General features: G+C 47.8%; 19 protein-coding genes and 1 other annotated feature. Of the genes, 13 read left to right on the top strand and 6 right to left on the bottom strand.

All coding sequences use genetic code 11. The features are described 5' to 3' along the window. Positions 1–9: 9 nt before the first annotated feature. The 5 genes from mnmE to rpmH form a co-directional block, all read right to left on the bottom strand. Positions 10–1389: a tRNA uridine-5-carboxymethylaminomethyl(34) synthesis GTPase MnmE gene (mnmE, locus tag ACW9JV_RS00240; RefSeq protein ID WP_457330176.1), complete on the bottom strand. Its 1380-nt coding sequence runs from the start codon at positions 1387–1389 to the stop codon at positions 10–12. Between the two features lie 288 nt (positions 1390–1677). After that, positions 1678–2298, bottom strand: a complete 621-nt coding sequence (gene jag / locus ACW9JV_RS00235; RefSeq protein ID WP_457330174.1) for an RNA-binding cell elongation regulator Jag/EloR — start codon at positions 2296–2298, stop codon at positions 1678–1680. Next, a complete protein-coding gene (gene spoIIIJ / locus ACW9JV_RS00230; protein WP_457330172.1) occupies positions 2295–3071 on the bottom strand; it encodes a YidC family membrane integrase SpoIIIJ in 777 nt (258 codons plus the stop codon). The genes jag and spoIIIJ overlap by 4 nt, the downstream gene beginning before the upstream one ends. A 130-nt stretch (positions 3072–3201) precedes the next feature. Then, the gene (rnpA, locus tag ACW9JV_RS00225) at positions 3202–3558 is read right to left on the bottom strand and encodes a ribonuclease P protein component (RefSeq protein WP_457330170.1); all 357 of its coding nucleotides are present in this window, start codon (positions 3556–3558) and stop codon (positions 3202–3204) included. 149 nt (positions 3559–3707) lie between these two features. Further along, positions 3708–3845, bottom strand: a complete 138-nt coding sequence (rpmH, locus tag ACW9JV_RS00220) for a 50S ribosomal protein L34 (protein ID WP_457330168.1) — start codon at positions 3843–3845, stop codon at positions 3708–3710. Between the two features lie 611 nt (positions 3846–4456). Here rpmH and dnaA point away from each other — a divergent pair. The 8 genes from dnaA to ACW9JV_RS00180 all read left to right on the top strand — a co-directional run bounded on the left by dnaA (position 4457) and on the right by ACW9JV_RS00180 (position 14725). After that, positions 4457–5809, top strand: a complete 1353-nt coding sequence (dnaA, locus tag ACW9JV_RS00215; protein ID WP_457330166.1) for a chromosomal replication initiator protein DnaA — start codon at positions 4457–4459, stop codon at positions 5807–5809. Positions 5810–5961: 152 nt separating this feature from the next. Further along, positions 5962–7104 carry a DNA polymerase III subunit beta gene (dnaN, locus tag ACW9JV_RS00210; protein ID WP_457330164.1) on the top strand — a complete coding sequence of 381 codons (1143 nt, stop codon included), beginning with the start codon at positions 5962–5964 and terminating at the stop codon, positions 7102–7104. A gap of 64 nt (positions 7105–7168) precedes the next feature. Beyond that, positions 7169–7540, top strand: coding sequence for a S4 domain-containing protein YaaA (gene yaaA, locus ACW9JV_RS00205; RefSeq protein ID WP_457330162.1), 372 nt, complete (start codon positions 7169–7171; stop codon positions 7538–7540). Positions 7541–7549: 9 nt separating this feature from the next. Continuing rightward, the gene (gene recF, locus ACW9JV_RS00200; protein ID WP_457330160.1) at positions 7550–8671 is read left to right on the top strand and encodes a DNA replication/repair protein RecF; all 1122 of its coding nucleotides are present in this window, start codon (positions 7550–7552) and stop codon (positions 8669–8671) included. A gap of 10 nt (positions 8672–8681) precedes the next feature. Further along, positions 8682–8966: an extracellular matrix regulator RemB gene (remB, locus tag ACW9JV_RS00195; protein WP_457330158.1), complete on the top strand. Its 285-nt coding sequence runs from the start codon at positions 8682–8684 to the stop codon at positions 8964–8966. 84 nt (positions 8967–9050) lie between these two features. Next, positions 9051–10967, top strand: a complete 1917-nt coding sequence (gene gyrB / locus ACW9JV_RS00190) for a DNA topoisomerase (ATP-hydrolyzing) subunit B (RefSeq protein WP_457330156.1) — start codon at positions 9051–9053, stop codon at positions 10965–10967. 83 nt (positions 10968–11050) lie between these two features. Then, positions 11051–13588 (top strand): DNA gyrase subunit A, encoded by a 2538-nt coding sequence (gene gyrA / locus ACW9JV_RS00185; protein WP_457330155.1) that lies wholly within the window; start codon positions 11051–11053, stop codon positions 13586–13588. A gap of 42 nt (positions 13589–13630) precedes the next feature. Continuing rightward, positions 13631–14725, top strand: a complete 1095-nt coding sequence (locus ACW9JV_RS00180) for an HD-GYP domain-containing protein (RefSeq protein WP_457330153.1) — start codon at positions 13631–13633, stop codon at positions 14723–14725. Here the strand turns inward: ACW9JV_RS00180 and ACW9JV_RS00175 are convergent. After that, the gene (locus ACW9JV_RS00175; RefSeq protein WP_457330151.1) at positions 14700–15668 is read right to left on the bottom strand and encodes a YaaC family protein; all 969 of its coding nucleotides are present in this window, start codon (positions 15666–15668) and stop codon (positions 14700–14702) included. The two genes, ACW9JV_RS00180 and ACW9JV_RS00175, sit on opposite strands and share 26 nt — an antisense overlap. Positions 15669–15858: 190 nt before the next feature. On the opposite strand from ACW9JV_RS00175, the gene guaB reads away from it, so the two are divergent. The 5 genes from guaB to serS all read left to right on the top strand — a co-directional run bounded on the left by guaB (position 15859) and on the right by serS (position 22007). After that, a complete protein-coding gene (guaB, locus tag ACW9JV_RS00170; protein ID WP_457330149.1) occupies positions 15859–17316 on the top strand; it encodes an IMP dehydrogenase in 1458 nt (485 codons plus the stop codon). A 163-nt stretch (positions 17317–17479) separates the two neighbouring features. Then, positions 17480–18820, top strand: a complete 1341-nt coding sequence (locus tag ACW9JV_RS00165; protein ID WP_457330147.1) for a D-alanyl-D-alanine carboxypeptidase family protein — start codon at positions 17480–17482, stop codon at positions 18818–18820. A 118-nt stretch (positions 18821–18938) separates the two neighbouring features. Continuing rightward, positions 18939–19823 carry a pyridoxal 5'-phosphate synthase lyase subunit PdxS gene (pdxS, locus tag ACW9JV_RS00160; protein ID WP_457330145.1) on the top strand — a complete coding sequence of 295 codons (885 nt, stop codon included), beginning with the start codon at positions 18939–18941 and terminating at the stop codon, positions 19821–19823. 16 nt (positions 19824–19839) lie between these two features. Further along, positions 19840–20445, top strand: coding sequence for a pyridoxal 5'-phosphate synthase glutaminase subunit PdxT (gene pdxT, locus ACW9JV_RS00155; protein WP_457330143.1), 606 nt, complete (start codon positions 19840–19842; stop codon positions 20443–20445). Then, positions 20444–20666: a binding site (T-box leader), on the top strand. Its footprint overlaps the gene before it by 2 nt. A 66-nt stretch (positions 20667–20732) precedes the next feature. Then, positions 20733–22007, top strand: a complete 1275-nt coding sequence (gene serS / locus ACW9JV_RS00150) for a serine--tRNA ligase (protein ID WP_457330141.1) — start codon at positions 20733–20735, stop codon at positions 22005–22007. Positions 22008–22110: the final 103 nt, after the last annotated feature.

Genomic DNA, 22110 nt, shown 5'->3' with positions numbered 1-22110 from the left:
CTCCTTTTTTTATTTTCCAAGACAGAACTGGGAAAAAAGCTGATCAATCAGGCTTTCATGGACATTCTCTCCAATGATTTCTCCCAGCTGCTCCCAGGCCCTGGTAATATCAATCTGAATCATATCCACCGGAACTTCCATTTCTGCTGCTTCCATAGCGTCATTGATGGAGCGTTTCGCCTGGTTAAGCAGTCCGATATGACGGGCATTGGACAAGTAACTTAAATCGGCTGTTTCCACTCCTTCATCGAAAAACAGCTCCGAAATCGATGTTTCCAGTTCATCAATTCCTTTATCCTGCAGCAGAGAAGCAGTAATCACAGGACGACCGTCTGCAAGCTCTGCGATCCGGTCTTCATCCGCTTTTCTATCCAGGTCGGTTTTATTCAGCAGAATGACCGCATTCATTCCCTGAATGGCTTCAAACAGGGCTTCATCCTCTGTCGTAAGTTCTTCTGCACTGTTCAAAACAAGCAGGATTAGTTCTGCTTCATTAAGAACCTGTCTGGACCGTTCCACTCCTATTTTTTCCACAATATCTTCGGTTTCCCGTATACCTGCCGTATCAATTAACTTCAGCGGTACCCCGCGGACATTGACATATTCTTCGAGGACGTCGCGGGTCGTGCCGGGAACTTCGGTAACAATCGCCTTGTTTTCATGAACAAGGCTGTTCATCAACGAAGACTTCCCGACGTTGGGGCGGCCGATAATGGCGGTAGCCAGTCCTTCCCGCAGAATCTTTCCCTGTTTTGCAGTGGTGAGAAGCTCGTCTATTTCATCCCGGACGGCAGCGGCCCGCTCCGTGAGTGTATCCAGCGTCATCGTCTCCGCATCATCGTATTCGGGATAGTCAATGTTGACTTCCACGTTTGCGACGGTTTCCAGCAGCTGCTGGCGGAGACGGCGGATGCGTCCGGCAAGCCGGCCTTCCACCTGCTTCATTGCTACATTCATGGCCCGGTCGGTTTTGGCACGGATCAAATCCATGACCGCCTCTGCCTGGGACAAGTCAATCCTTCCATTCAGAAACGCACGTTTGGTGAACTCCCCAGGTTCAGCAAGCCGGGCTCCCTGGCTCAAAACAAGATCGAGCACTTTATTGACAGAGACAACACCGCCGTGGCAGTTGATCTCTACGATATCTTCACGGGTGAAGGTTTTAGGAGAACGAAGGACGGAAACCATCACTTCTTCGACGACTTCCTCCGTTTCCGGGTCTGCCACGTTCCCGTAATGAATAGTATGGGAATCCACCGAGGATAACGAGGCCTTTCCTCTATATATTTTTTCTCCGATGGCGAGCGCCTCCATTCCACTGATACGGACAATAGCTATTGCTCCTTCGCCGGACGGGGTGGAAATCGCTGCAATTGTATCACCTTCCATCCTTCTCTCCCTCCTTTTTTCTATATTCTATCCCTTTTTTCAACAGGGTATTTTTTGTTTCCCTAACACAATAGAATATCATAAAGCCTTCAGGAAAGAAAGATGGAAGTTATACACATGTGGACAACTGATTCTTCCTCCATTGCATTTATCCACTATTTAAGATATAAGGATGACCTGTCATTTTGCGGGATTACCATAAAATTATTTATGGTAGAGCCTAAAAAAAAAGCACCTGCTTCTGACGCAGGTGCTTGATCCTCGATAAGTTTTCGGAATTCTCGAAGGTTATTTAAGATCAATAACAACATAGCGGCGGGGTTCCGTACCGTCCGAATAGGTTTTAATTCGTCTCTTATGCTGCAGTGCGGCATGAATGATTTTCCGTTCCCTGGAAGTCATCGGTTCGAGCACCACTTTTTCGCCGGTTCGTTCGGCTTTGGAAGCAAGCCGTTCTGCCAGCTGTTCCAGTGCTTCCCGGCGCCGCTGCCGGTAATTTTCGGCATCAAGGGTGATGGTAATACGCTTGTCGGAATAACGGTTGGCAGCAAGCTGCACGAGATACTGCAGGGAATCAAGTGTTTTTCCGCGCCTGCCGATCATCACACCAATATCACTGCCACTGAGCATGAAAATCGTTTCCCTGTCTTTTACCTCTTTTGCAGCTTCGACCTTCACGCCCATTTCCTCAATAATCCTGTGCAGATAGCGTTCCGCTTCCTCCACCGGATCCGGCTTCCGCTCCGCTTCCACAAGGGCCGGCTTCGAACCTATCAGTCCGAGAAAGCCTTTTTTCGGTTCTTCAATCACCCGGTACTTGATATTGTCCTTTGTTCCGGCATCCAGTTCCGTAACGGCTCTGGATGCCGCTTCTTCGATGGTTTTTCCCGAAACCTTAACGGTCTTCACTTTTTATTCGCTCCCCCCGATTTGGCTTCCAGTTTCGCTTCCCGCTTCTTTCTGGCACCGGGTCCTGTAATAAAATACGTCTGTACGATCATGAAAATATTCCCGACCACCCAGTAGAGGGCAAGTGCGGATGGGAAAAAGAACGCAAAGGCGGTAATCATGAACGGCATCATGTACATAAGAATCTTCATCTGCGGATTATCCGACACCATCATCATTTTCTGCTGGATGAACGTGGTCGATCCCGCGATCAGCGGCAGAATATAATCCGGTTCTCCGAGCTGGAACCATAGAAAATTGTGGCCACCGATCGCTTCGGTTCTCATGATTGCATGATAGAACGCAATTAAAATCGGCATCTGGATGAAAATCGGCAGACATCCGGCCAGCGGATTGATCTTATGTTGCTGGAACAATTCCATTGTTTCCTGCTGGAGCTTCTGCTGGGTCTGCTGGTCCTTCGCGCTGTATTTTTCTCTCAACTTCTGCATTTCCGGCTGAATTTCCTGCATGGCTGCCGAACTTTTTGTCTGTTTTATCATAAGCGGCAGGATAAGAATCCGGATAAAAATGGTGACAATGATGATCGACAACCCGTAATCTTCACCTGTCATCTCCGCAATCTGAATGACCAGCCAGGAAAGCGGATAGACAAAAAACGAATTCCAGATTCCTTCACTGTCTTCGGTGATGGGCTGATTAATATCCATACAGCCGGCCATAAACGGCATCACAACAAGCAGCACCGCCGCTAAGCTTAATTTCTTAGACACATGAGTTTCCTCCTTGGAAAAAATTAAAGCCTCTTCTTTATCCGATTGGTGTAAAGCGTATGATATCGCTGACACTTGACGATACAAGCCAATATATATTCTAGCGGAGAAGAAGGAAGAAATAAAGGAATCATTTATGATTGTCACGCTTTTTCAACACACCAGCCACATTCATAACATGCTTCAGGCTTTTTATAATCTCAGTATAATGCATGTCAGCCACCGGTTTTCTGGCGATAATAATATAATCCTTGCCATCTTCAAGCTGCCCGTTGATCTCCCGCAGTGCTTCACGCAGAAGCCGTTTAATTCTATTTCTCATCACGGCATTGCCCATTTTTCTGCTTACGGTCAATCCGGCCCGGAAATGATCATTCTCTTTATTATCCATCACATAAATGACGAACTGGCGGTTCGCCGATGACTTTCCTTTTTCAAAAATACGGCTGAATTCGTGATTCTTTTTGATCCGATATGCCTTTTTCACCCGGTACTCCTCCATTTTACTTCTGCGGTTGCGGTATGTATTCCCATGCAGCAGATGCTTCCGTGCTCATGAGTACTTTACTGCTTCCAGCGGCCCTTTGATAAATCCTGGTTTTGTTCCGAAAAAAGACCACTGTGAAATCAGTGGTCTTAGGCGGATATAACTTTTCTTCCTTTGCGCCGGCGGCTTTTCAGCACCTGGCGACCTTTTTTTGTACTCATCCGTTCACGGAATCCGTGTACTTTTTTACGTTTCCGGTTATTTGGCGTAAATGTAGGCTTACCCATTGTATTTTTGCACCTCCCTCGAGGAATCTCTGATCAAGGACATTCCCGTAAATTATATAGAGGAAAGGATTTTGTTGTCAACCTTCCATTCCATTCGTTATAACGCGCCGGCCCGGCCTGGTGATAACCTGTGGATATCTTAAACAAGGGAACAGGTAGTTTTTCGACAATGTTATCTACAAGTTACACACATAATATAGTGGTGTGGATAAACTTTCTGCACAAGGTCTTGATGCTGTGGATAACCTTCCGCAAAGGCGTTGTCACTGGTTTTTATTTTTGATATGCTATATATGTTTTTACTCTGGATAAGTCAAACAGGGCTTATTTTTATCCACAGCTGTGCACAGTTGTGTGGATAAAAATTCACACAACGTGGATGAATCTGTCCACAACCATGTGAATGCTGTGTATGAGCTGTTTTTCTACCATAATGTTGTTATCAGGCAGCTGTCCACACTTCTCTGAAGGGAACCATGTTTGTTCCCATCCCAAATACACAACATACATGCGTTATTCTGTAAGGCTTCCTTCCGTATACACCAAGAGTTGGAGGCCTTTCTTTGCCCTTTATCCCAGTACAAGCCGTGAAAAAAGGAGGGACGTACATAGTGGAGAATATTGCCGATCTGTGGAATCAGACATTGTCCGTGATTCAAAAAAAAGTAAGCAAGCCCAGCTATGAAACATGGCTGAAATCCACGAAAGCTGCAGAACTGCAGGAAGACACGATTATCATCACCGCTCCAAACGAATTTGCCAGAGACTGGCTGGAAAACCGCTATTCCAGGCTCATATCCGACACTTTGCAGGATATCACCGGGGCAGAACTGCAGGTGAAATTCATTATTCCGGATTCAGGAGAGGAAGATGATATTTCGGTGGAAGAAGAGATGAAAAAAATGCCCGCCCCTGTCGAAAACCAGCAGGACGACGTCCCTAAAAGCATGCTGAATGACAAATATTCTTTTAATACATTTGTCATCGGGTCAGGAAATCGATTCGCTCATGCCGCCTCTCTTGCTGTCGCCGAAGCTCCGGCAAAAGCCTATAATCCGCTGTTTATCTACGGAGGAGTCGGTCTCGGCAAGACCCACCTGATGCATGCCATCGGCCATTATGTCATTGATCATAATCCCGACGCGCGGGTCGTCTATCTATCATCTGAAAAATTCACCAATGAATTCATTAATTCGATCCGGGACAACAAAGCGGTGAATTTCCGCAACAAGTACCGGAGTGTCGATGTTCTTCTGATTGATGATATACAGTTTCTCGCCGGCAAAGAACAAACGCAGGAAGAATTCTTTCACACGTTCAACGCGCTGCACGAAGAAAGCAAACAGATCGTTATCTCAAGCGACCGGCCGCCTAAAGAAATCCCGACGCTTGAAGACCGGCTCCGTTCCAGATTTGAGTGGGGATTGATCACCGACATTACTCCTCCTGACCTGGAAACAAGAATTGCTATCTTACGCAAAAAAGCGAAAGCGGAAAAACTGGATATACCAAACGAAGTCATGCTGTACATTGCCAATCAGATAGATACCAATATCCGCGAGCTGGAAGGCGCTCTTATCCGGGTTGTTGCCTATTCTTCACTCATTAATCAGGACATGAACGCAGATCTTGCAGCCGAAGCTTTAAAAGATATTATTCCAAGTGCCAAACCGAAAACTGTCACCATTTCCGATATCCAAAAAACCGTTTCGGAGCAGTTTAGTGTTCAGGTGCAGGAATTAAAGGCTAAAAAACGGACCAAAACCATTGCTTTCGCCCGGCAGATTGCTATGTATTTGTCCCGGGAAATGACAGAATCCTCCCTCCCGAAAATTGGAGAAGAATTCGGGGGCAGGGATCATACGACAGTCATTCACGCCCATGAAAAGATAGCTTCAATGCTCGATACAGATACAGAGCTCCAGAAAAGCGTCCAGGAAGTTATCGACAGGATACAAACATGATGTGTAAAACCATATAAAGTTATACACATTCTTTCCACATGTGTATAACCTTCGTACATCGGGGATTTATAACTTTATCCACAGATTACACAACACCTACGGCTGTTACGGCTGTATTTATTAATAAATATAATATATAAGGGAGATGTCGTATGCATTTTGTTATTCAGCGGGAAGCGTTTGTAGAAAGTGTGCAGCATGTGAATAAGGCTGTATCGACTAGAACGACAATTCCCATACTGACAGGAATTAAAATAGATGCTGCAGCGGATGGAGTAACATTAACAGGCAGTGATTCTGATATTTCAATCGAATCATTTATCCCTGCCTCTGACGAAGAAAACGATTATATTGATATTAAAGAAACTGGCAGTATTGTACTGCAGGCACGCTTTTTTGCAGATATCGTGAAAAAACTGCCGGGCGGGGAAGTTGAAATTCTGGTTCAGGATCAGTTTGCCACAACGCTTCGTTCCGGTTCCGTCGTATTTAACCTGAATGGACTGGATCCTGAAGAATATCCGCGTCTGCCCAACCTTGAAGAAAACCAGACATTCACTCTGCCACAGAACCTATTAAAAGATATGATACGGCAGACAGTATTTGCCGTGTCCACTCAGGAAACACGTCCAGTGTTGACAGGTGTAAACCTGGAAAACGAACAGGACCAGTTGACCTGTACTGCAACAGACAGCCACCGCCTTGCGATGAGAAAAGCGGCGATTGAATCAAATGGCGCCCCCCTGGAGATGTCCAACGTTGTTATTCCAGGCAAAAGTATGAACGAACTGCGCCAGATTCTCGAAGATACAGATGAAAGAGTGGAAATTGTTGTTACAGAAAGCCAGGTTCTATTTAAATTTACCCATCTGCTGTTTTTCTCCAGACTGCTCGATGGGAAATACCCGGTCACAAGTAACATGATTCCAGATCATTCAAAGACTACCATGGAACTCTCAACAAAAGATCTGCTTCATTCCCTTGAACGGGCACTGCTGCTTTCCAAAGAGGCGAAAAACAACGTTATTAACTTTAAAACACTGGAAGGATCTGAAATTGAGATCAGTTCGGTTTCAGCGGAAGTTGGAAAAGTGACGGAACGGATAACATGCCACTCTCTGGAAGGCGAGGAACTGAGAATATCGTTTAACGGAAAAAACATTATTGATGCGCTGAAAGTGATTGACAGCGAAGTTGTCCATATTATGTTCACCGGGGCAATGAGCCCGTTTGTCATCCGACCGTCCGATCATGACCGGATGCTCCATTTATTTTCACCGGTACGGACCTATTAAACACCTGCTGAATCTCCGGAGTCCTGTTGATCCGGGGATTTTTTAATCATGGAGAGGAGAGTAGATGTTACGCTTTGTTTTTCCTACTTGGCGTTATCGTTATAGTTTAGTAAAATATAAAGTGAATCCATATGTCGTACGTTATAATAAATTGATGCAGCAGCCACCTGATAACAAAGATCATCCGGCGGCAGATGCAGGAGGAGAAGACATGCACCAAACGATCACGATCGAAACGGAATACATTACATTGGGGCAGCTGCTTCAGGAAGCAGGAGTGATTGATTCCGGCGGGATAGCAAAACTGTTTCTGGCCGACTATGAAGTGTTTGTCAATGACGAGCCGGAACAGAGACGTGGGCGGAAGCTGTACCACGGAGACGAAATTGACATTGAAGAAACCGGGAGAATAACGGTTTTTTCGAATCATCCATAGAGGGATACTGTGCATATTAAAGAACTCCGCCTGAAACAGTTCCGCAATTATGAGGATGTCACATTGAATGTGGAAGATAAAGTAAACGTGATCCTCGGCGAAAATGCCCAGGGAAAGACCAATGCCATGGAAGCTGTCTATGTTCTGGCCTTTGCCAAGTCCCACCGGACCTCCAAAGACAGGGAGCTGATTCAGTGGGAGCAGGACTTTGCCAGAATTGAAGCGGAAATGGAAAGAAACACCGGACCCTTGTCGCTTGAAGTGATCGTTTCCGGAAAAGGGAAGAAAACCAAAGTAAACGGCCTGGAACAGCAGAAGTTAAGCGGCTATATAGGGACCTGTAACGTCGTCATGTTTGCGCCGGAAGATTTGAATCTCGTGAAAGGCGGTCCGTCCATGCGGCGCCGTTTTATCGATATGGAAATCGGCCAGATCAGTTCTGTCTATCTTCACGATTTAATGTTGTATCAGCGGATTTTGAAACAGCGGAACCAGCTCTTGAAAAACATGTTTCCCGTTCCGGATCAGGAACAGGAAGTGATGCTGGACGTGCTTACCGAGCAGCTTTCCCAGGCATCGGCAAAAGTAATCAAGAGACGGTTTTCTTTTCTGCATCTGCTGCAGGACTGGGCAGGAGACATTCACGGACAGATTACAAAAAAGCAGGAAGAGCTGCACGTGGAGTATGCTCCTACCGCTGAGGTATCAGAAGAAATGAATTTGTCGAAGATAGAGGAGAATGTCAGAAAAAAATTCGAAGAAAACCGGCAGAATGAAATCCGCCGGGGTCTTTCGTTAAGCGGCCCCCACCGGGATGAACTGACGCTCTCCATCAACAACCGCGATGTGCAGACTTACGGATCACAGGGGCAGCAGCGCACTGCCGCCCTTTCCCTCAAATTGGCGGAGATTGAACTTATACACGATAATATCGGGGAATACCCGATTTTATTATTGGATGATGTTCTTTCCGAGCTGGACCACAACAGACAGTCTCATCTTCTTCACACCATTCAGGGGAAAGTACAGACGTTTGTTACGACGACCAGTGTAGACGGTATCGAACATGAAACATTAAAACGGGCTTCGACATTTACCGCAAATGCCGGAACGCTGAAGCAATTGAAATGAGGTGGAACGGATGTTTATTCATTTAGGCGGAGATACGGTGATTCGTTCGAAAGACGTCATCACGATAGTAGATCAGGATACGCATGATTCCTCCAGTATTACCCAGCAGTTTTTATCGGCACGAGGGGAAGAGGATATCGAACGAATTTCATCGGAACAGACGAAATCCGTTGTAGTGACGACCGAAAAAATATATTTGTCCCCCATTTCCACCTTGACGTTGAAACGCCGGGCCCAGGTCATTTCTGAATATGAAGATTACAGTGAAGATCACGAAAACACTGCAGATACCTGATAAAACAGACCGGAGAAATCAATTCTGAAAACAGCCGGAAGTGGAAAAAATACGGAACTCGTGATGGAAGCGAAGGTGAATACATTGTCAGTAGATCAATATTCGTACGATGAAAGTCAGATACAGGTACTGGAAGGTCTTGAAGCGGTCAGGAAACGTCCGGGCATGTATATCGGTACGACAAGCAGCCGCGGACTTCACCACCTCGTCTGGGAAATCGTCGATAACAGCATTGATGAAGCCATGGGCGGGTACTGTGACCACATTTTTATTACGGTGGAAAAAGACAACAGCATGACGGTGCAGGACAACGGACGCGGTATTCCTGTCGGTATCCAGGAGAAAATGGGACGACCGGCTGTGGAAGTCATCATGACCATTCTGCATGCCGGTGGTAAATTCGGCGGCGGCGGCTACAAAGTTTCCGGAGGACTGCACGGAGTCGGAGCGTCTGTCGTGAATGCCTTGTCCGAGAGCCTGGAAGTGGAAATCCACCGGGACGGCGATGTCTATTATCAAAATTATGAACGGGGCGTTCCAAAGCAGGATGTACAGCCAATCGGGACGACCGAAAAACACGGAACCAAAATTCATTTCAAACCCGATCCGCTTATTTTCGATGAAAGCATTGAATTCGAATATGAAATTCTTTCTACACGTCTGCGGGAGCTTGCCTTCCTGAATAAAGGTCTTCGTATTACGTTTAATGACAAGCGCGATGAAGAGACGGAGGAAGTAGAGTATTACTATGAAGGCGGTATTGCCTCCTTTGTTGAATATCTGAACCGGCAGAAAGAAGCGCTGCATGACGAACCCGTGTTCATCGAAGGAGAAAAAGACGGGGTGCAGGTGGAAGTAGCCTTTCAATATAATACAAGCTTTACGAGCAATATTTATTCGTTTGCCAATAATATCAACACCCATGAAGGCGGCACGCACGAAGCCGGTTTTAAAACCGGTCTGACCCGGGTGATCAATGACTATGCGAGAAAATATAATCTATTCAAAGAAAATGATCCAAACCTGATCGGTGATGACGTCCGTGAAGGGCTTACCGCCATTATTTCCACAAAAATCCCGGACCCGCAGTTTGAAGGTCAGACAAAGACCAAGCTCGGAAACAGCGAAGTCCGTACTGTCACGGATTCCCTGTTTTCGGAGCACTTCTCCCGGTTCATGTCGGAAAATCCGGACACGGCGAAAAATATAGTGGAAAAAGGGCTTATGGCCTCCAGAGCCAGGGATGCAGCGAAAAAAGCAAGAGAATTGACGCGCCGGAAGAATGCACTGGAAGTCAGCTCCCTTCCCGGAAAACTGGCGGACTGCTCTTCCAATGATGCTTCTATCAGCGAGATTTATATTGTGGAGGGAGACTCCGCAGGAGGATCAGCGAAACAGGGAAGAGACCGCCATTTTCAGGCGATTCTGCCGCTTCGCGGAAAGATTATCAACGTGGAGAAGGCAAGGCTGGATAAGATTCTGGCCAATAACGAAATCCGTACGATTATTACAGCACTCGGGACCGGCATCGGCGACGAGTTCGATATCTCCAAGGCACGTTACCACCGTGTCATTATCATGACAGACGCCGATGTCGACGGTGCTCATATCCGCACGCTGCTGCTGACGTTTTTTTACCGCTATATGAGGCCGTTGATTGAGAGCGGATATGTCTATATTGCGCAGCCGCCTTTATACAAGATTACGCAAGGGAAAACGGTCCGCTATGCGTACGTGGAAAACGAACTGGAAGAAGTTCTGGCAGGGCTTCCGGAACAGCCAAAACCGGGATATCAGCGCTATAAAGGGCTGGGAGAAATGAATCCGTCCCAGCTCTGGGAAACGACGATGAATCCGGATGCGCGGTCTGTCCTGCAGGTCAATCTGGAAGATGCAATGAAAGCAGATGAAATCTTTGAAACATTGATGGGCGACCGGGTCGAACCAAGACGGGATTTCATTCAGGAAAATGCCCACTACGTGCAGAATCTGGACGTATAACAGGGAGGCTGTTTCACCCGCTCCTTTAACAGCCGGAGGCAGAAGCCCCGGGGGAGAGCGGTCAGAATTGGGAGGTTTAAGGTATGGCAGATCAAGATGAATCGAATGTAACAGAAATAAATATAGGCCAGGAAATGCGTACCTCATTTCTGGATTACGCGATGAGCGTCATTGTCAGCCGGGCGCTGCCGGATGTACGCGACGGTATGAAACCGGTACACCGGCGCATTCTTTTTGCGATGAATGAACTCGGCATGACCCCGGATAAACCATATCGTAAATCAGCCCGTATCGTCGGAGATGTGATTGGTAAGTACCACCCTCACGGGGACTCGGCGGTTTACGAAACGATGGTCAGAATGGCTCAGGATTTCAGCTACCGAAACATGCTAGTAGACGGTCACGGCAACTTTGGTTCCATTGATGGGGATGCTGCCGCCGCCATGCGTTATACGGAAGCGAAAATGTCGAAGATCTCCCTTGAAATGGTACGTGATATCAACAAGGATACGATCGATTATCAGGATAATTATGACGGCAACGAGCAGGAACCCATTGTCCTTCCTGCCCGCTTCCCGAACCTTTTGGTCAACGGCGCGGCAGGGATTGCTGTGGGCATGGCGACAAATATCCCGCCCCATCAACTCGGTGAAGTGATTGATGGGGTTCTCGCCCTGAGTAAAAATCCCGAGATGACGGTTCCCGATTTAATGGAATATATTCCGGGACCTGATTTTCCGACTGCCGCCGCTATTGTAGGCAGATCCGGCATCAGACGAGCCTATCAGACAGGACGAGGTTCGATTACCATCCGTGCGAATGCGTATATCGAAGAAAGCAGCACCGGCAAGCAGTCGATTATTGTAGATCAGCTCCCTTATCAGGTCAACAAAGCCCGTCTGATAGAAAAAATCGCCGAACTGGTCCGGGACAAGAAAATCGAAGGAATTACCGACCTTCGTGATGAGTCCGACCGCAACGGCATGCGTGCTGTGATCGAAGTGAAAAAGGACGCCAATGCGAATGTGCTGTTAAATAATCTGTATAAACAGACGGCGCTGCAGACCAGTTACGGTATAAACATGCTCGCTCTCGTGGACGGACGTCCGCAGGTATTGAACTTGAAGCAGTGCCTCAGCCACTATCTGGATCACCAGAAAGTAGTGATTAAACGGCGTACCGCCTTTGAATTGAAAAAAGCGGAAGCCAGAGCCCACATTCTGGAAGGACTGCGTACCGCTCTGGACCATCTGGATGCAGTCATCGATTTGATCCGGGGTTCCCAGACGACCGATATTGCAAGGGCTGGTTTAATTGAACAGTTCTCGTTAACGCACGAACAGGCCCAGGCGATTCTGGAAATGCGCCTTCAGCGTCTCACAGGACTCGAACGCGATAAAATCGAACAGGAATACAGCGAGCTGATGGAACGAATCAGAGAGCTGAGAGAGATCCTGGCCAGCGAAGAACGCGTCCTTGAAATTATTCGGGAAGAACTGACAGACATTAAGGACAAATACAACGATGAACGGCGGACGATGATTACCGCCGGCGAAAATCAGATTGAGGATGAAGACCTCATCCCCAGACAGAATGTTGTCATTACGATCTCCCATCACGGTTATCTGAAGCGGATGCCGATTGATACCTACCGCAGCCAGCGCCGGGGAGGACGTGGTGTCCAGGGAATGGGGACGAATGACGATGACTTTGTGGAACATCTGTTCACAACCAGTTCTCATCAGACGATCCTGTTTTTCACAAACAAAGGAAAGGTTTACCGACTGAAAGCGTATGAAATTCCGGAACTGCAGCGTACAGCCAAGGGTATTCCGGTTATCAATCTGCTGCAGGTGGAAAAGAATGAATATATCAGCACTGTGATCCCGGTGGAAGCTTTTTCGGATGACGCGTATCTGTTCTTTTTGACAAAACAGGGTATTGCCAAACGAACGAAGCTGTCGGCGTTTGCCAATATCCGTAAAGGCGGCCTGTTTGCGATTAATATCCGGGAAGATGATGAATTATACGGTGTACGCATGACACAGGGTGAGGAACGTCTGATTATCGGCACCAAATACGGGATTGCCATTCATTTCAATGAAGAAGATGTCCGCTTTATGGGGAGATCAGCCACCGGTGTCAAGGCGATTTCGCTTTCTGCGGAGGATGAAGTCGTCGGTATGGATATCGCAGAGGAAGGAAAAGATGTTCTGATCGTGACCGATAAAGGTTTCGGCAAACGCACACCGATCAGCGAGTTCAAAATGCAGCAGCGTGGCGGAAAAGGCATTAAGGCCTGTAATTTAACGGATCGGAACGGGTCCCTTGTTTCCATGCGCTGTATTTCTGATGATCATGATATTATGATTATGACCGTTCACGGGGTTCTGATCCGGATGGAAGCCAGGGAGATATCCAGACTCGGACGTTACGCACAGGGCGTTACCTTGATCCGGCTGGCCGACGGAGAAGTTGTTTCGACCGTCGCACCTGTGGAAACACCGGAGGATGAGCTGGAAGAAGGCAATGAGCAGTTTCCGGAAGAGGCCGCCGGCGAAACAGAAGACGATATCGGTATGGATGTAGATGATGATGGAGATACAACGTCGGAAGAATGATACTTCTTTCAGGTTAATAAGAGGGAGTAAGGGGGCGTGGACATGAAAGTAATGCGGCAGCATCTCAAGGAAGGCTGTATTCTCATAGAAGATGTATTTGCAGTGACTTCTCATCCCATTATGAGAAAACAGACCATTCTGCATGCTGAACATCTCAACGTGCTCGAAGCTTTTATGATTAAACATGTTCACGTAGAAAATAAGCTGGTCGACGGTACTCCTTTTATGCCTTTGCAGGACGACGAAGGCTATGACAATGAAACGGATGAAGAAAAAACGGAAAGTCCGGAAACATTTTTGGATCATTATCTGGAAGCTGTCCAGACATATAAAACACTGTTTCAAAAGTGGGCGGGAGGTACTCCCGTTGAAATGGAAAAAATACGTGGATTTCTGGCTCCGCTGGCGGAAAAAATGTTCGATTCACCCAGTCTGGTTCTCAGGCTTCATCATTACAGCACGCGGGAGGAATATTTGTATCATCATGCCGTAGCTGTCGCTCTTTTATCCATGTTCCTGGCGAAAAAAAGGGGACTTTCCAAAAAAGAGCGGCTTCAGGCAGGCGTAGCAGGTGCGCTGTGTGATGCCGGTATGGCCAGACTTCCGACGGCGATTCTGCAGAACAGGGGACACTTAACGGAATGGGAACATGAAGAAGTGAAAAACCATCCGTACTATTCCTACCAGATGGTAAAAGAAACGAAAGCAGTCAGCGACCAGGTTCTGCTTGCAGTTCTGCAGCATCATGAAAGGGAGGACGGCAGCGGATACCCGCTGCATATGACAAGCGGCAGTATTCATACGCTAAGCAAAATTGTCAGCACAGCTGATGTCTACCATGCCATGACAAGTGAACGTCTTCACCGGAAAAAACGGTCCCCCTATAAAGTCATTGATGAAATGTTCCGGGAAGAATTCGGCAGACTGGATCCGGAGACCCTGCAGTTATTAACGGGAGCTCTGATTACCTTTTCGATCGGAAGCCGTGTAAGACTGAGTAACGGCGATACGGGTACCATCATTTACATGGATGAAAAGTCACCGGCTGAACCTATGGTGCGTTCGGACATGAATCAGGAAATTGTTCAGATGGAAGGCAGTAAAGGGCCATTCATCGAAGAGATTCTTTCGAAGTGAAAAAAGCCCTCAGCTGTTCCGGGACATCGGTCAGCACCATATTGAGATAAAAATGGATAAAAGAATAGTCTTCAGCCTGCCGCTGGGTAAGGAGATCCCCCCACCATTCACCTTCATAACGGCAGAGCATACTTAGGTTGTATAACAGAAGATAATGAACCGAGAGCGGTGCAAGCCCGGAGACGTCTTGAAAAGACGGCGGCAGATAGCAGTTTTCTCCTCTCCACGCAAACCGGGATGCTGTACGTTCAGGCGATTGGTTTATGGAAAAAAGTACAGCATCTGCTGTTCTTTTTTTTATATGCTCTATCTTTATCCCGGTCTGTTCGATCTGTTTCTGGATATAAGACAGGGATGAATCTTTCAACCCGGAAATATGTTCAACCGTGATTTCGTGAGAAGAGATCCGAAGGAGCGGAAGTGCTGATTCCCCGTAAATATGAAGATATAGATCAATCATCGCCTGCCATTTAAAGAGGAGATGGTTGATTTTCCACTTTTCTCCAGCATTGTGTTTCACGTGAAACATACTAAGAGAAAAATGAGGGAAAAACCCATGTTTTTGCACCCTAACTTCGTCTTCAAGAAAAGTGAATTGTTTTCTCTTCTTTTTTCTGGAAGTCACTCCATGGGCAAGCAGATCGGAAGCTGCGGGGTAATGGGGATCTTTGATTAACACGATGCCTTTCAAAAGGTGGGTTAAACCGTAAAACAGAAGCAGCGGACGGGTTAAGAGTCCGGACGCTGCTCCTTCTTCCCAGTACGTGCGGCCGAGCAGCCATTCATAATGAAAGGCCGGCGTATTCCGGTAACTCCACCGCAGTGCATCTTGCGAAGAAGCGCCACAGTTCAGGTAGTCCTTTTCCAGTTTCCGCTGCAATACATCCTGTGCTTCATATGCGGCATAATAAGAAAAATAGTCCGTAACATTACGGTGCTCCATGGCTGAACTCCTGTCCGTTCTTTCTGAATAAATCAGAAAGTTTAAACTTATTTCAAATTCTCGTTATGAAACGAAAAACATGATAAGATATTAGAAAATCTCAGAGTTGGTTTTTAGTCTGCACCGTTTACAGTGTTGTTATGAACGATGCTCTCCTGAAAGGAAATAATCAGAAAGGTGGATTGTTATAATGCGTGAAGATAAGTTTGCAAAAGAGGGGCTGACGTTTGATGATGTCCTTCTGATGCCGGATCGTTCGGATATTCATCCGCGGGATGTATCACTGAAAACATCTCTGTCCGAAAAATTAAACCTTAATATTCCGATTGTCAGCGCAGGGATGGATACGGTCACCGAAGCATCCCTGGCGATTGCCATGGCCCGGGAAGGCGGACTCGGCATCATTCATAAAAACATGTCCATTGAAGAACAGGCTGAAATGGTAGATCAAGTGAAACGGTCGGAAAGCGGCGTCATTACGGATCCTTTCTTCTTAACACCGGAACGTAAAGTCTATGATGCCGAACATCTCATGGGTAAATACCGGATTTCCGGCGTTCCAATCGTTGATGAAGAGCAGAAGCTGATCGGTATCTTGACAAACCGGGATCTTCGTTTTATCGAAGATTATTCGATTGAGATACGGGATGTAATGACTAGTTCGAATCTGATTACAGCACCGGTCGGCACCACCCTCGAACAAGCAGAAAAAATCATGCAGGAACACCGTATCGAAAAACTCCCTCTTCTCGATGACGAGGAGACGTTGAAGGGATTAATTACCATTAAGGATATCGAAAAAGTCATTGAATTCCCGCAGTCGGCAAAAGACGCACACGGACGTCTTTTAGCTGGAGCCGCTGTAGGGGTGACTGGAGATGCGATGATCCGTATCGATACACTGGTGAAAGCGGAAGTGGACGTTATTGTGCTTGATACCGCACACGGTCATTCCAAAGGGGTGCTCGATAAATTGCGGGAAGTCCGGGATACGTATCCGGATTTAACGATCATTGCCGGCAATGTGGCGACTCCTGACGGAACCCGTGATTTGATTGAAGCGGGAGCAGACGTGGTGAAAGTCGGCATCGGCCCGGGGTCGATCTGTACCACGAGAGTGGTTGCCGGTGTCGGCGTTCCGCAGATTACTGCTGTCTTTGACTGTGCGGAAGAAGCAGCGAAGCATGATATACCTGTCATTGCCGACGGCGGCATCAAATATTCCGGGGATATCGTCAAAGCGCTTGCTGCAGGAGGCCATGCGGTCATGCTCGGCAGTATCCTGGCCGGAGTGAAAGAAAGTCCAGGCGATACGGAGATTTATCAGGGCAGACAATTCAAGGTATACCGCGGCATGGGATCGATGGGCGCCATGGAACAGGGCAGCAAGGATCGTTATTTTCAGGAAAACAATCAGAAACTCGTGCCTGAAGGCATTGAAGGGCGTATTCCTTATAAAGGACCGCTCACTGATACGATTCATCAGCTGCTCGGTGGTATCCGTGCCGGTATGGGGTACTGCGGCAGCGAGGACTTAGAAGACCTTCGGGAAAACGCACGCTTTACCAGAATTACCAATGCAGGACTTCGGGAAAGCCATCCCCACGATGTTCAGGTAACGAAAGAAGCTCCGAACTACAGTTTATAGGATGTCCGGGTCCTTCGAGGAGAACGCAGGGTATTCCTTCGTTCTCTTCGAAGGACTCTTTTTATTTCCCGGGAAATGATGAAAAACGAATTTGGGACCCGGGCAATCTATTTTTTTTATGCTTCGTGTGATAAAATATCGTTTGTGCAAGTAGAGCGTGGAGGTGCAGAGATTGAAAAAGAAAAACATATTATCCATGATCGCGGCAGTACCGCTGGCTGCCGGTTTATTATGGCAGACAGAAACGGACATGCAGGCAGCGGAACCGGACCTGGCTGCCGAATCAGCGATATTGGTAGATGCTGATTCAGGCCAGATTCTTTACAGCAAAAAACCCGATCTTATTCTTCCGCCGGCGAGTATGACAAAAATGATGACCGAATACCTTGTTAATGAAGCTGTAGCACAGGGGGACACGTCCTGGGACGCTGAAGTGAATGTGACGAGCAAGGCAGAGGAAATTTCCCAGAATAACGCCTTATCCAATGTACCGCTCAGGCAGAATCGTACATATAACGTACAGGAATTGTATGAAGCGATGGCCATCTATTCCGCAAATGGTGCTGCGATTGCTTTAGCCGAGCATGTTGCCGGCTCCGAATCCGATTTTGTTGACATGATGAACAGTAAAGCGGAAGAACTGGGAATGGAAGAATACGAATTTGTGAATTCGACAGGACTGAACAATGCCTCCATGGATGGACTTCATCCGGAAGGAACCGATCCGGATGCCGAAAATATGATGTCGGCCCGGGCATCGGCAAAGCTCGCGTATCATCTGCTGGACGAGCATCCGGATGTCCTGGATACGGCGAGCATAACGGAAAAAACATTTCGTGAGAACGGCGCAAATACCTCCATGGATAACTGGAACTGGATGCTCCCCGGCAGCATGTATGGGAGTCTGGATTACGAAGGGGTAGACGGACTTAAAACAGGATATACGGAAATGGCGGGCAATGCTTTTACCGGAACGGTGGAACAGAATGATACACGCTTCATCTCAGTCGTTATGCGGACAAATTCAAAGATGGCCCGTTTTGAAGAAACCGCAAAACTTTATGATTACGGGTACTCAAACTTTTCAGAGACAGAAGTCGTCCAGGAAGGAGAATCATTTGAAGACGCTTCTTCCTTCCCGGTTGTAAATGGAAAAGAAGACACCGTCTCCGCCTCTGCCGGCAGCAGTTTGTCTCTTCTTCTCGAAAAAGGTGCTGCGGAAGAATTAAACACGTCTGTAGAGATCAATCCGGATGTGCTGAATGAAAACGGAGAGTTGGAAGCACCTGTGGAAGCCGGAGCGGAGATCGGAACCATTTCTCCGGAAGGCGGATCAAAGCCGCAGTATCTTCTTGAAGAATCAGCAGCAGAACAGGACGTTCCCCTTGTACTCGACGAAGGTGTGGAAAAAGCCGGCTGGTTTGCGTTGACCATGCGCAGCATTGGTGGATTCTTCGGAAACATGTGGAACAGTGCCTCGAATTTTGTACAGGGACTATTATAGGGCGAAGGTGTTTATTCGGACCGGCGGTAGTGTTATAATAAATGATACCATTACGTCTTGTTCTTGATACCATATATGGAACGAAACGATATAACGAAGGGATCAGGAGGAATGGAAGATGGCAGATAGAGGGACAGACAGAGTAAAACGAGGAATGGCGGAAATGCAGAAAGGCGGCGTCATTATGGACGTCGTAAACGCTGAACAGGCTAAAATCGCCGAAGAAGCCGGGGCTGTCGCGGTGATGGCTCTGGAACGTGTACCTGCTGATATCCGTGCAGCCGGCGGCGTAGCACGCATGGCAGACCCGACAATCGTCGAAGAAGTAATGAGTGCTGTATCCATTCCGGTCATGGCAAAAGCAAGAATCGGACACATCGTGGAAGCAAAGGTGCTGGAGTCCCTGGGCGCGGACTATATAGATGAAAGTGAAGTGCTTACTCCGGCGGATGAAGTATATCATCTTGATAAGAGTGAATATACCGTACCGTTTGTATGCGGGGCACGTGATCTGGGCGAAGCGCTGCGCCGTGTCGGTGAAGGAGCTTCGATGCTGCGTACAAAAGGAGAACCTGGTACCGGCAACATTGTGGAAGCGGTCCGCCATATGCGTCTCGTACAGTCCGAATTAAAGAAAATTGCCGGTATGTCTAAAGATGAACTAATGACAGAAGCTAAAGAACTGGGAGCTCCATATGAGCTGCTCCTTGATATAAAAGAAACAGGAAAGCTTCCTGTTGTAAATTTCGCAGCCGGCGGCATCGCAACACCTTCCGACGCAGCCCTGATGATGCAGCTCGGATCCGACGGTGTTTTTGTAGGGTCCGGTATTTTCAAGTCCGAGCATCCGGATAAATATGCGCGTGCGATTGTGGAAGCAACCACCCATTATCAGGACTATGACTTGATCGGAAGGCTTTCCAGAGGACTCGGAACAGCCATGCAGGGGATGGAGATCTCCACGCTCGAGCCTTCTGAGCGTATGCAGGACCGCGGCTGGTAAAAAGGAGGTTTCGTTTATGGTCAGAATTGGTGTGCTTGCTCTGCAGGGAGCGGTACAGGAACACGTGAAAAGCCTGCAGGCCTCCGATGTGGAGACCGTTGTCGTCAAACGGGTGGAACAGCTGGAGACATTGGACGGTCTCGTTTTTCCCGGCGGGGAAAGTACGACCATGCGCCGCCTTGTTGATAAATATGGTTTTTACGAACCGCTGCGGGAATTTGCCGCTGCCGGCAAACCAATCTTCGGCACCTGTGCCGGCTTGATATTGATGGCCGCCCACATTGTGCATGAAGCAGAAGGGCACCTGCAGCTGATGGATATGAATGTACAGCGGAACGCTTTCGGACGCCAGCGCGAAAGTTTTGAAACCACGCTTGCTGTCAAAGATGTAGGGGAAGATGTAGAAGCAGTATTTATCCGGGCCCCGCTTATCTCCGGTACAGGAGAAGGGGTGGAAGTTCTGGCATCCTTTGATGGGGAGATTACAGCAGCGCGTCAGAATCATCTGCTTGCCTGCTCGTTTCATCCAGAATTAACGGATGACGCCCGCTTTCATCAATATTTTGTACAGATGGTACGGGAATCAAAAGAGGCAGCGCCGAAACGCGCTGCGGTAACGTAATAAATCGTGGACGGGCATTAGTATCAGCCTTTCTGACACCCAGAGAGCCGGTGGCTGCTGTGAACCGGCTGCAGAATGGCTGAGAATCCTGCTCTGAGTGAAAAAAAGAACACGGCTGTCGGCGTTATTACTTTTTTCCGCTTCATCCGCGTTAACGGATGCAGAGAGGCAGCTTGATGCTGCAAGTTGGGTGGCAACGCGGGCCTGCTCCCGTCCCTTTATATATCAAGGGACGGGAGTTTTTTCTGACATGCACCGGATTTAGATGCAGTAGAAGGAGGATCAGTATGCTTGATGTAAAAAAACTCCGCCATCAATTTGAAGAAGTGAAAGAACAGTTGGCAAAACGGGGCGAAGATATCGCCGATTTGGACTCGTTTCAGGAACTGGATGAAAAAAGGCGGAATCTCATTCAGCAGACAGAAGAATTGAAGCAGAAACGTAACGAAGTATCTCAGCAGGTAGCGGAGCTAAAGCGGGAAAAAAAGGATGCGGATCATCTGATTCAGGAAACAAAAGAAGTCTCCAGCCGGATTAAAGAACTGGACGAAGAACTGAAAGGGCTGGATGAGGAACTGGAAGCCTTGATGCTGCGAATTCCAAATATTCCTCACGAAAGTGTTCCCTACGGAGAGGATGAGTCGGATAATGAAAAAATCCGCACCTGGGGAGAAAAACCTTCTTTCCCGTTTGAGGCTAAGGCCCACTGGGATCTGGCGGCAGAGCTCGGGATGATGGATTTTGAGCGCGCGTCGAAAGTAACTGGCAGCCGTTTTGTATTTTACAAAGGAGCCGGTGCCAGGCTGGAGCGGGCGTTGATCAACTACATGATGGATATGCATGAAGCCGAGCACGGTTACGAGGAAATCATCCCTCCTTATATGGTGAACCGTGACAGCATGACAGGAACCGGCCAGCTGCCGAAGTTCGAGGAAGATGCTTTCAAAATCAGGGAGGAAGACTACTTTCTGATTCCGACGGCGGAAGTGCCGGTAACCAACCTGCACCGCGACGAGATACTAAGCGTCGAAGACCTGCCGCTGCTTTATGCTGCATTCAGCGCATGTTTCCGCTCAGAAGCGGGATCAGCAGGACGGGACACACGTGGATTAATCCGCCAGCACCAATTCAACAAAGTGGAACTCGTCCGGTTTGCGCTCCCTGAACAGTCGTATGAAGATCTCGAGACATTGACCGGCCAGGCCGAAAAAGTGCTGCAGCGGCTGGAGCTGCCGTACAGGGTGATGAACATGTGCAGCGGAGATCTTGGTTTTACTGCCGCCAAGAAGTATGACATTGAAGTATGGCTGCCGAGTTATGAAGATTATAAAGAGATCTCTTCCTGCAGTAACTTCGAGGACTTCCAGGCGCGTCGTGCCAATATCCGCTTTAAGCGGGATAAAAAAGCGAAAACCGAATTTGTCCATACATTGAACGGATCCGGACTTGCCGTGGGCCGGACGGTAGCCGCCATTATGGAAAACTACCAGCAGGAAGACGGCTCCATCAAAATTCCGGAAGTTCTGCGCGGCTATATGGGGAATAGATCATATATTTCCTAATGAGGGGACGAAGCATGGGGATGTATCATCTGGTACATTCCCTGTACTTTTTGTATTCGGATAATTCAAAAAAATGAAGGAAAAGCCTTGCGGGGAAATCGGG

It is taken from the genome of Salibacterium sp. K-3 (assembly GCF_054052005.1).
Note: the sequence above shows the minus strand (reverse complement) of the source record. Positions and strands in the feature narration are given on the sequence as shown.

What these genes read in the sequence shown, in the direction of transcription:
- serS (WP_457330141.1), top strand. Translation starts at nt 20,733, where the DNA reads ATGCTTGATGTAAAAAAACTCCGCCATCAATTTGAAGAAGTGAAAGAA.
- rpmH (WP_457330168.1), bottom strand. Translation starts at nt 3,845, where the DNA reads ATGGGTAAGCCTACATTTACGCCAAATAACCGGAAACGTAAAAAAGTA.
- remB (WP_457330158.1), top strand. Translation starts at nt 8,682, where the DNA reads ATGTTTATTCATTTAGGCGGAGATACGGTGATTCGTTCGAAAGACGTC.
- gyrA (WP_457330155.1), top strand. Translation starts at nt 11,051, where the DNA reads ATGGCAGATCAAGATGAATCGAATGTAACAGAAATAAATATAGGCCAG.
- dnaN (WP_457330164.1), top strand. Translation starts at nt 5,962, where the DNA reads ATGCATTTTGTTATTCAGCGGGAAGCGTTTGTAGAAAGTGTGCAGCAT.
- guaB (WP_457330149.1), top strand. Translation starts at nt 15,859, where the DNA reads ATGCGTGAAGATAAGTTTGCAAAAGAGGGGCTGACGTTTGATGATGTC.
- pdxS (WP_457330145.1), top strand. Translation starts at nt 18,939, where the DNA reads ATGGCAGATAGAGGGACAGACAGAGTAAAACGAGGAATGGCGGAAATG.
- pdxT (WP_457330143.1), top strand. Translation starts at nt 19,840, where the DNA reads ATGGTCAGAATTGGTGTGCTTGCTCTGCAGGGAGCGGTACAGGAACAC.
- ACW9JV_RS00175 (WP_457330151.1), bottom strand. Translation starts at nt 15,668, where the DNA reads ATGGAGCACCGTAATGTTACGGACTATTTTTCTTATTATGCCGCATAT.
- mnmE (WP_457330176.1), bottom strand. Translation starts at nt 1,389, where the DNA reads ATGGAAGGTGATACAATTGCAGCGATTTCCACCCCGTCCGGCGAAGGA.
- ACW9JV_RS00180 (WP_457330153.1), top strand. Translation starts at nt 13,631, where the DNA reads ATGAAAGTAATGCGGCAGCATCTCAAGGAAGGCTGTATTCTCATAGAA.
- yaaA (WP_457330162.1), top strand. Translation starts at nt 7,169, where the DNA reads ATGTTACGCTTTGTTTTTCCTACTTGGCGTTATCGTTATAGTTTAGTA.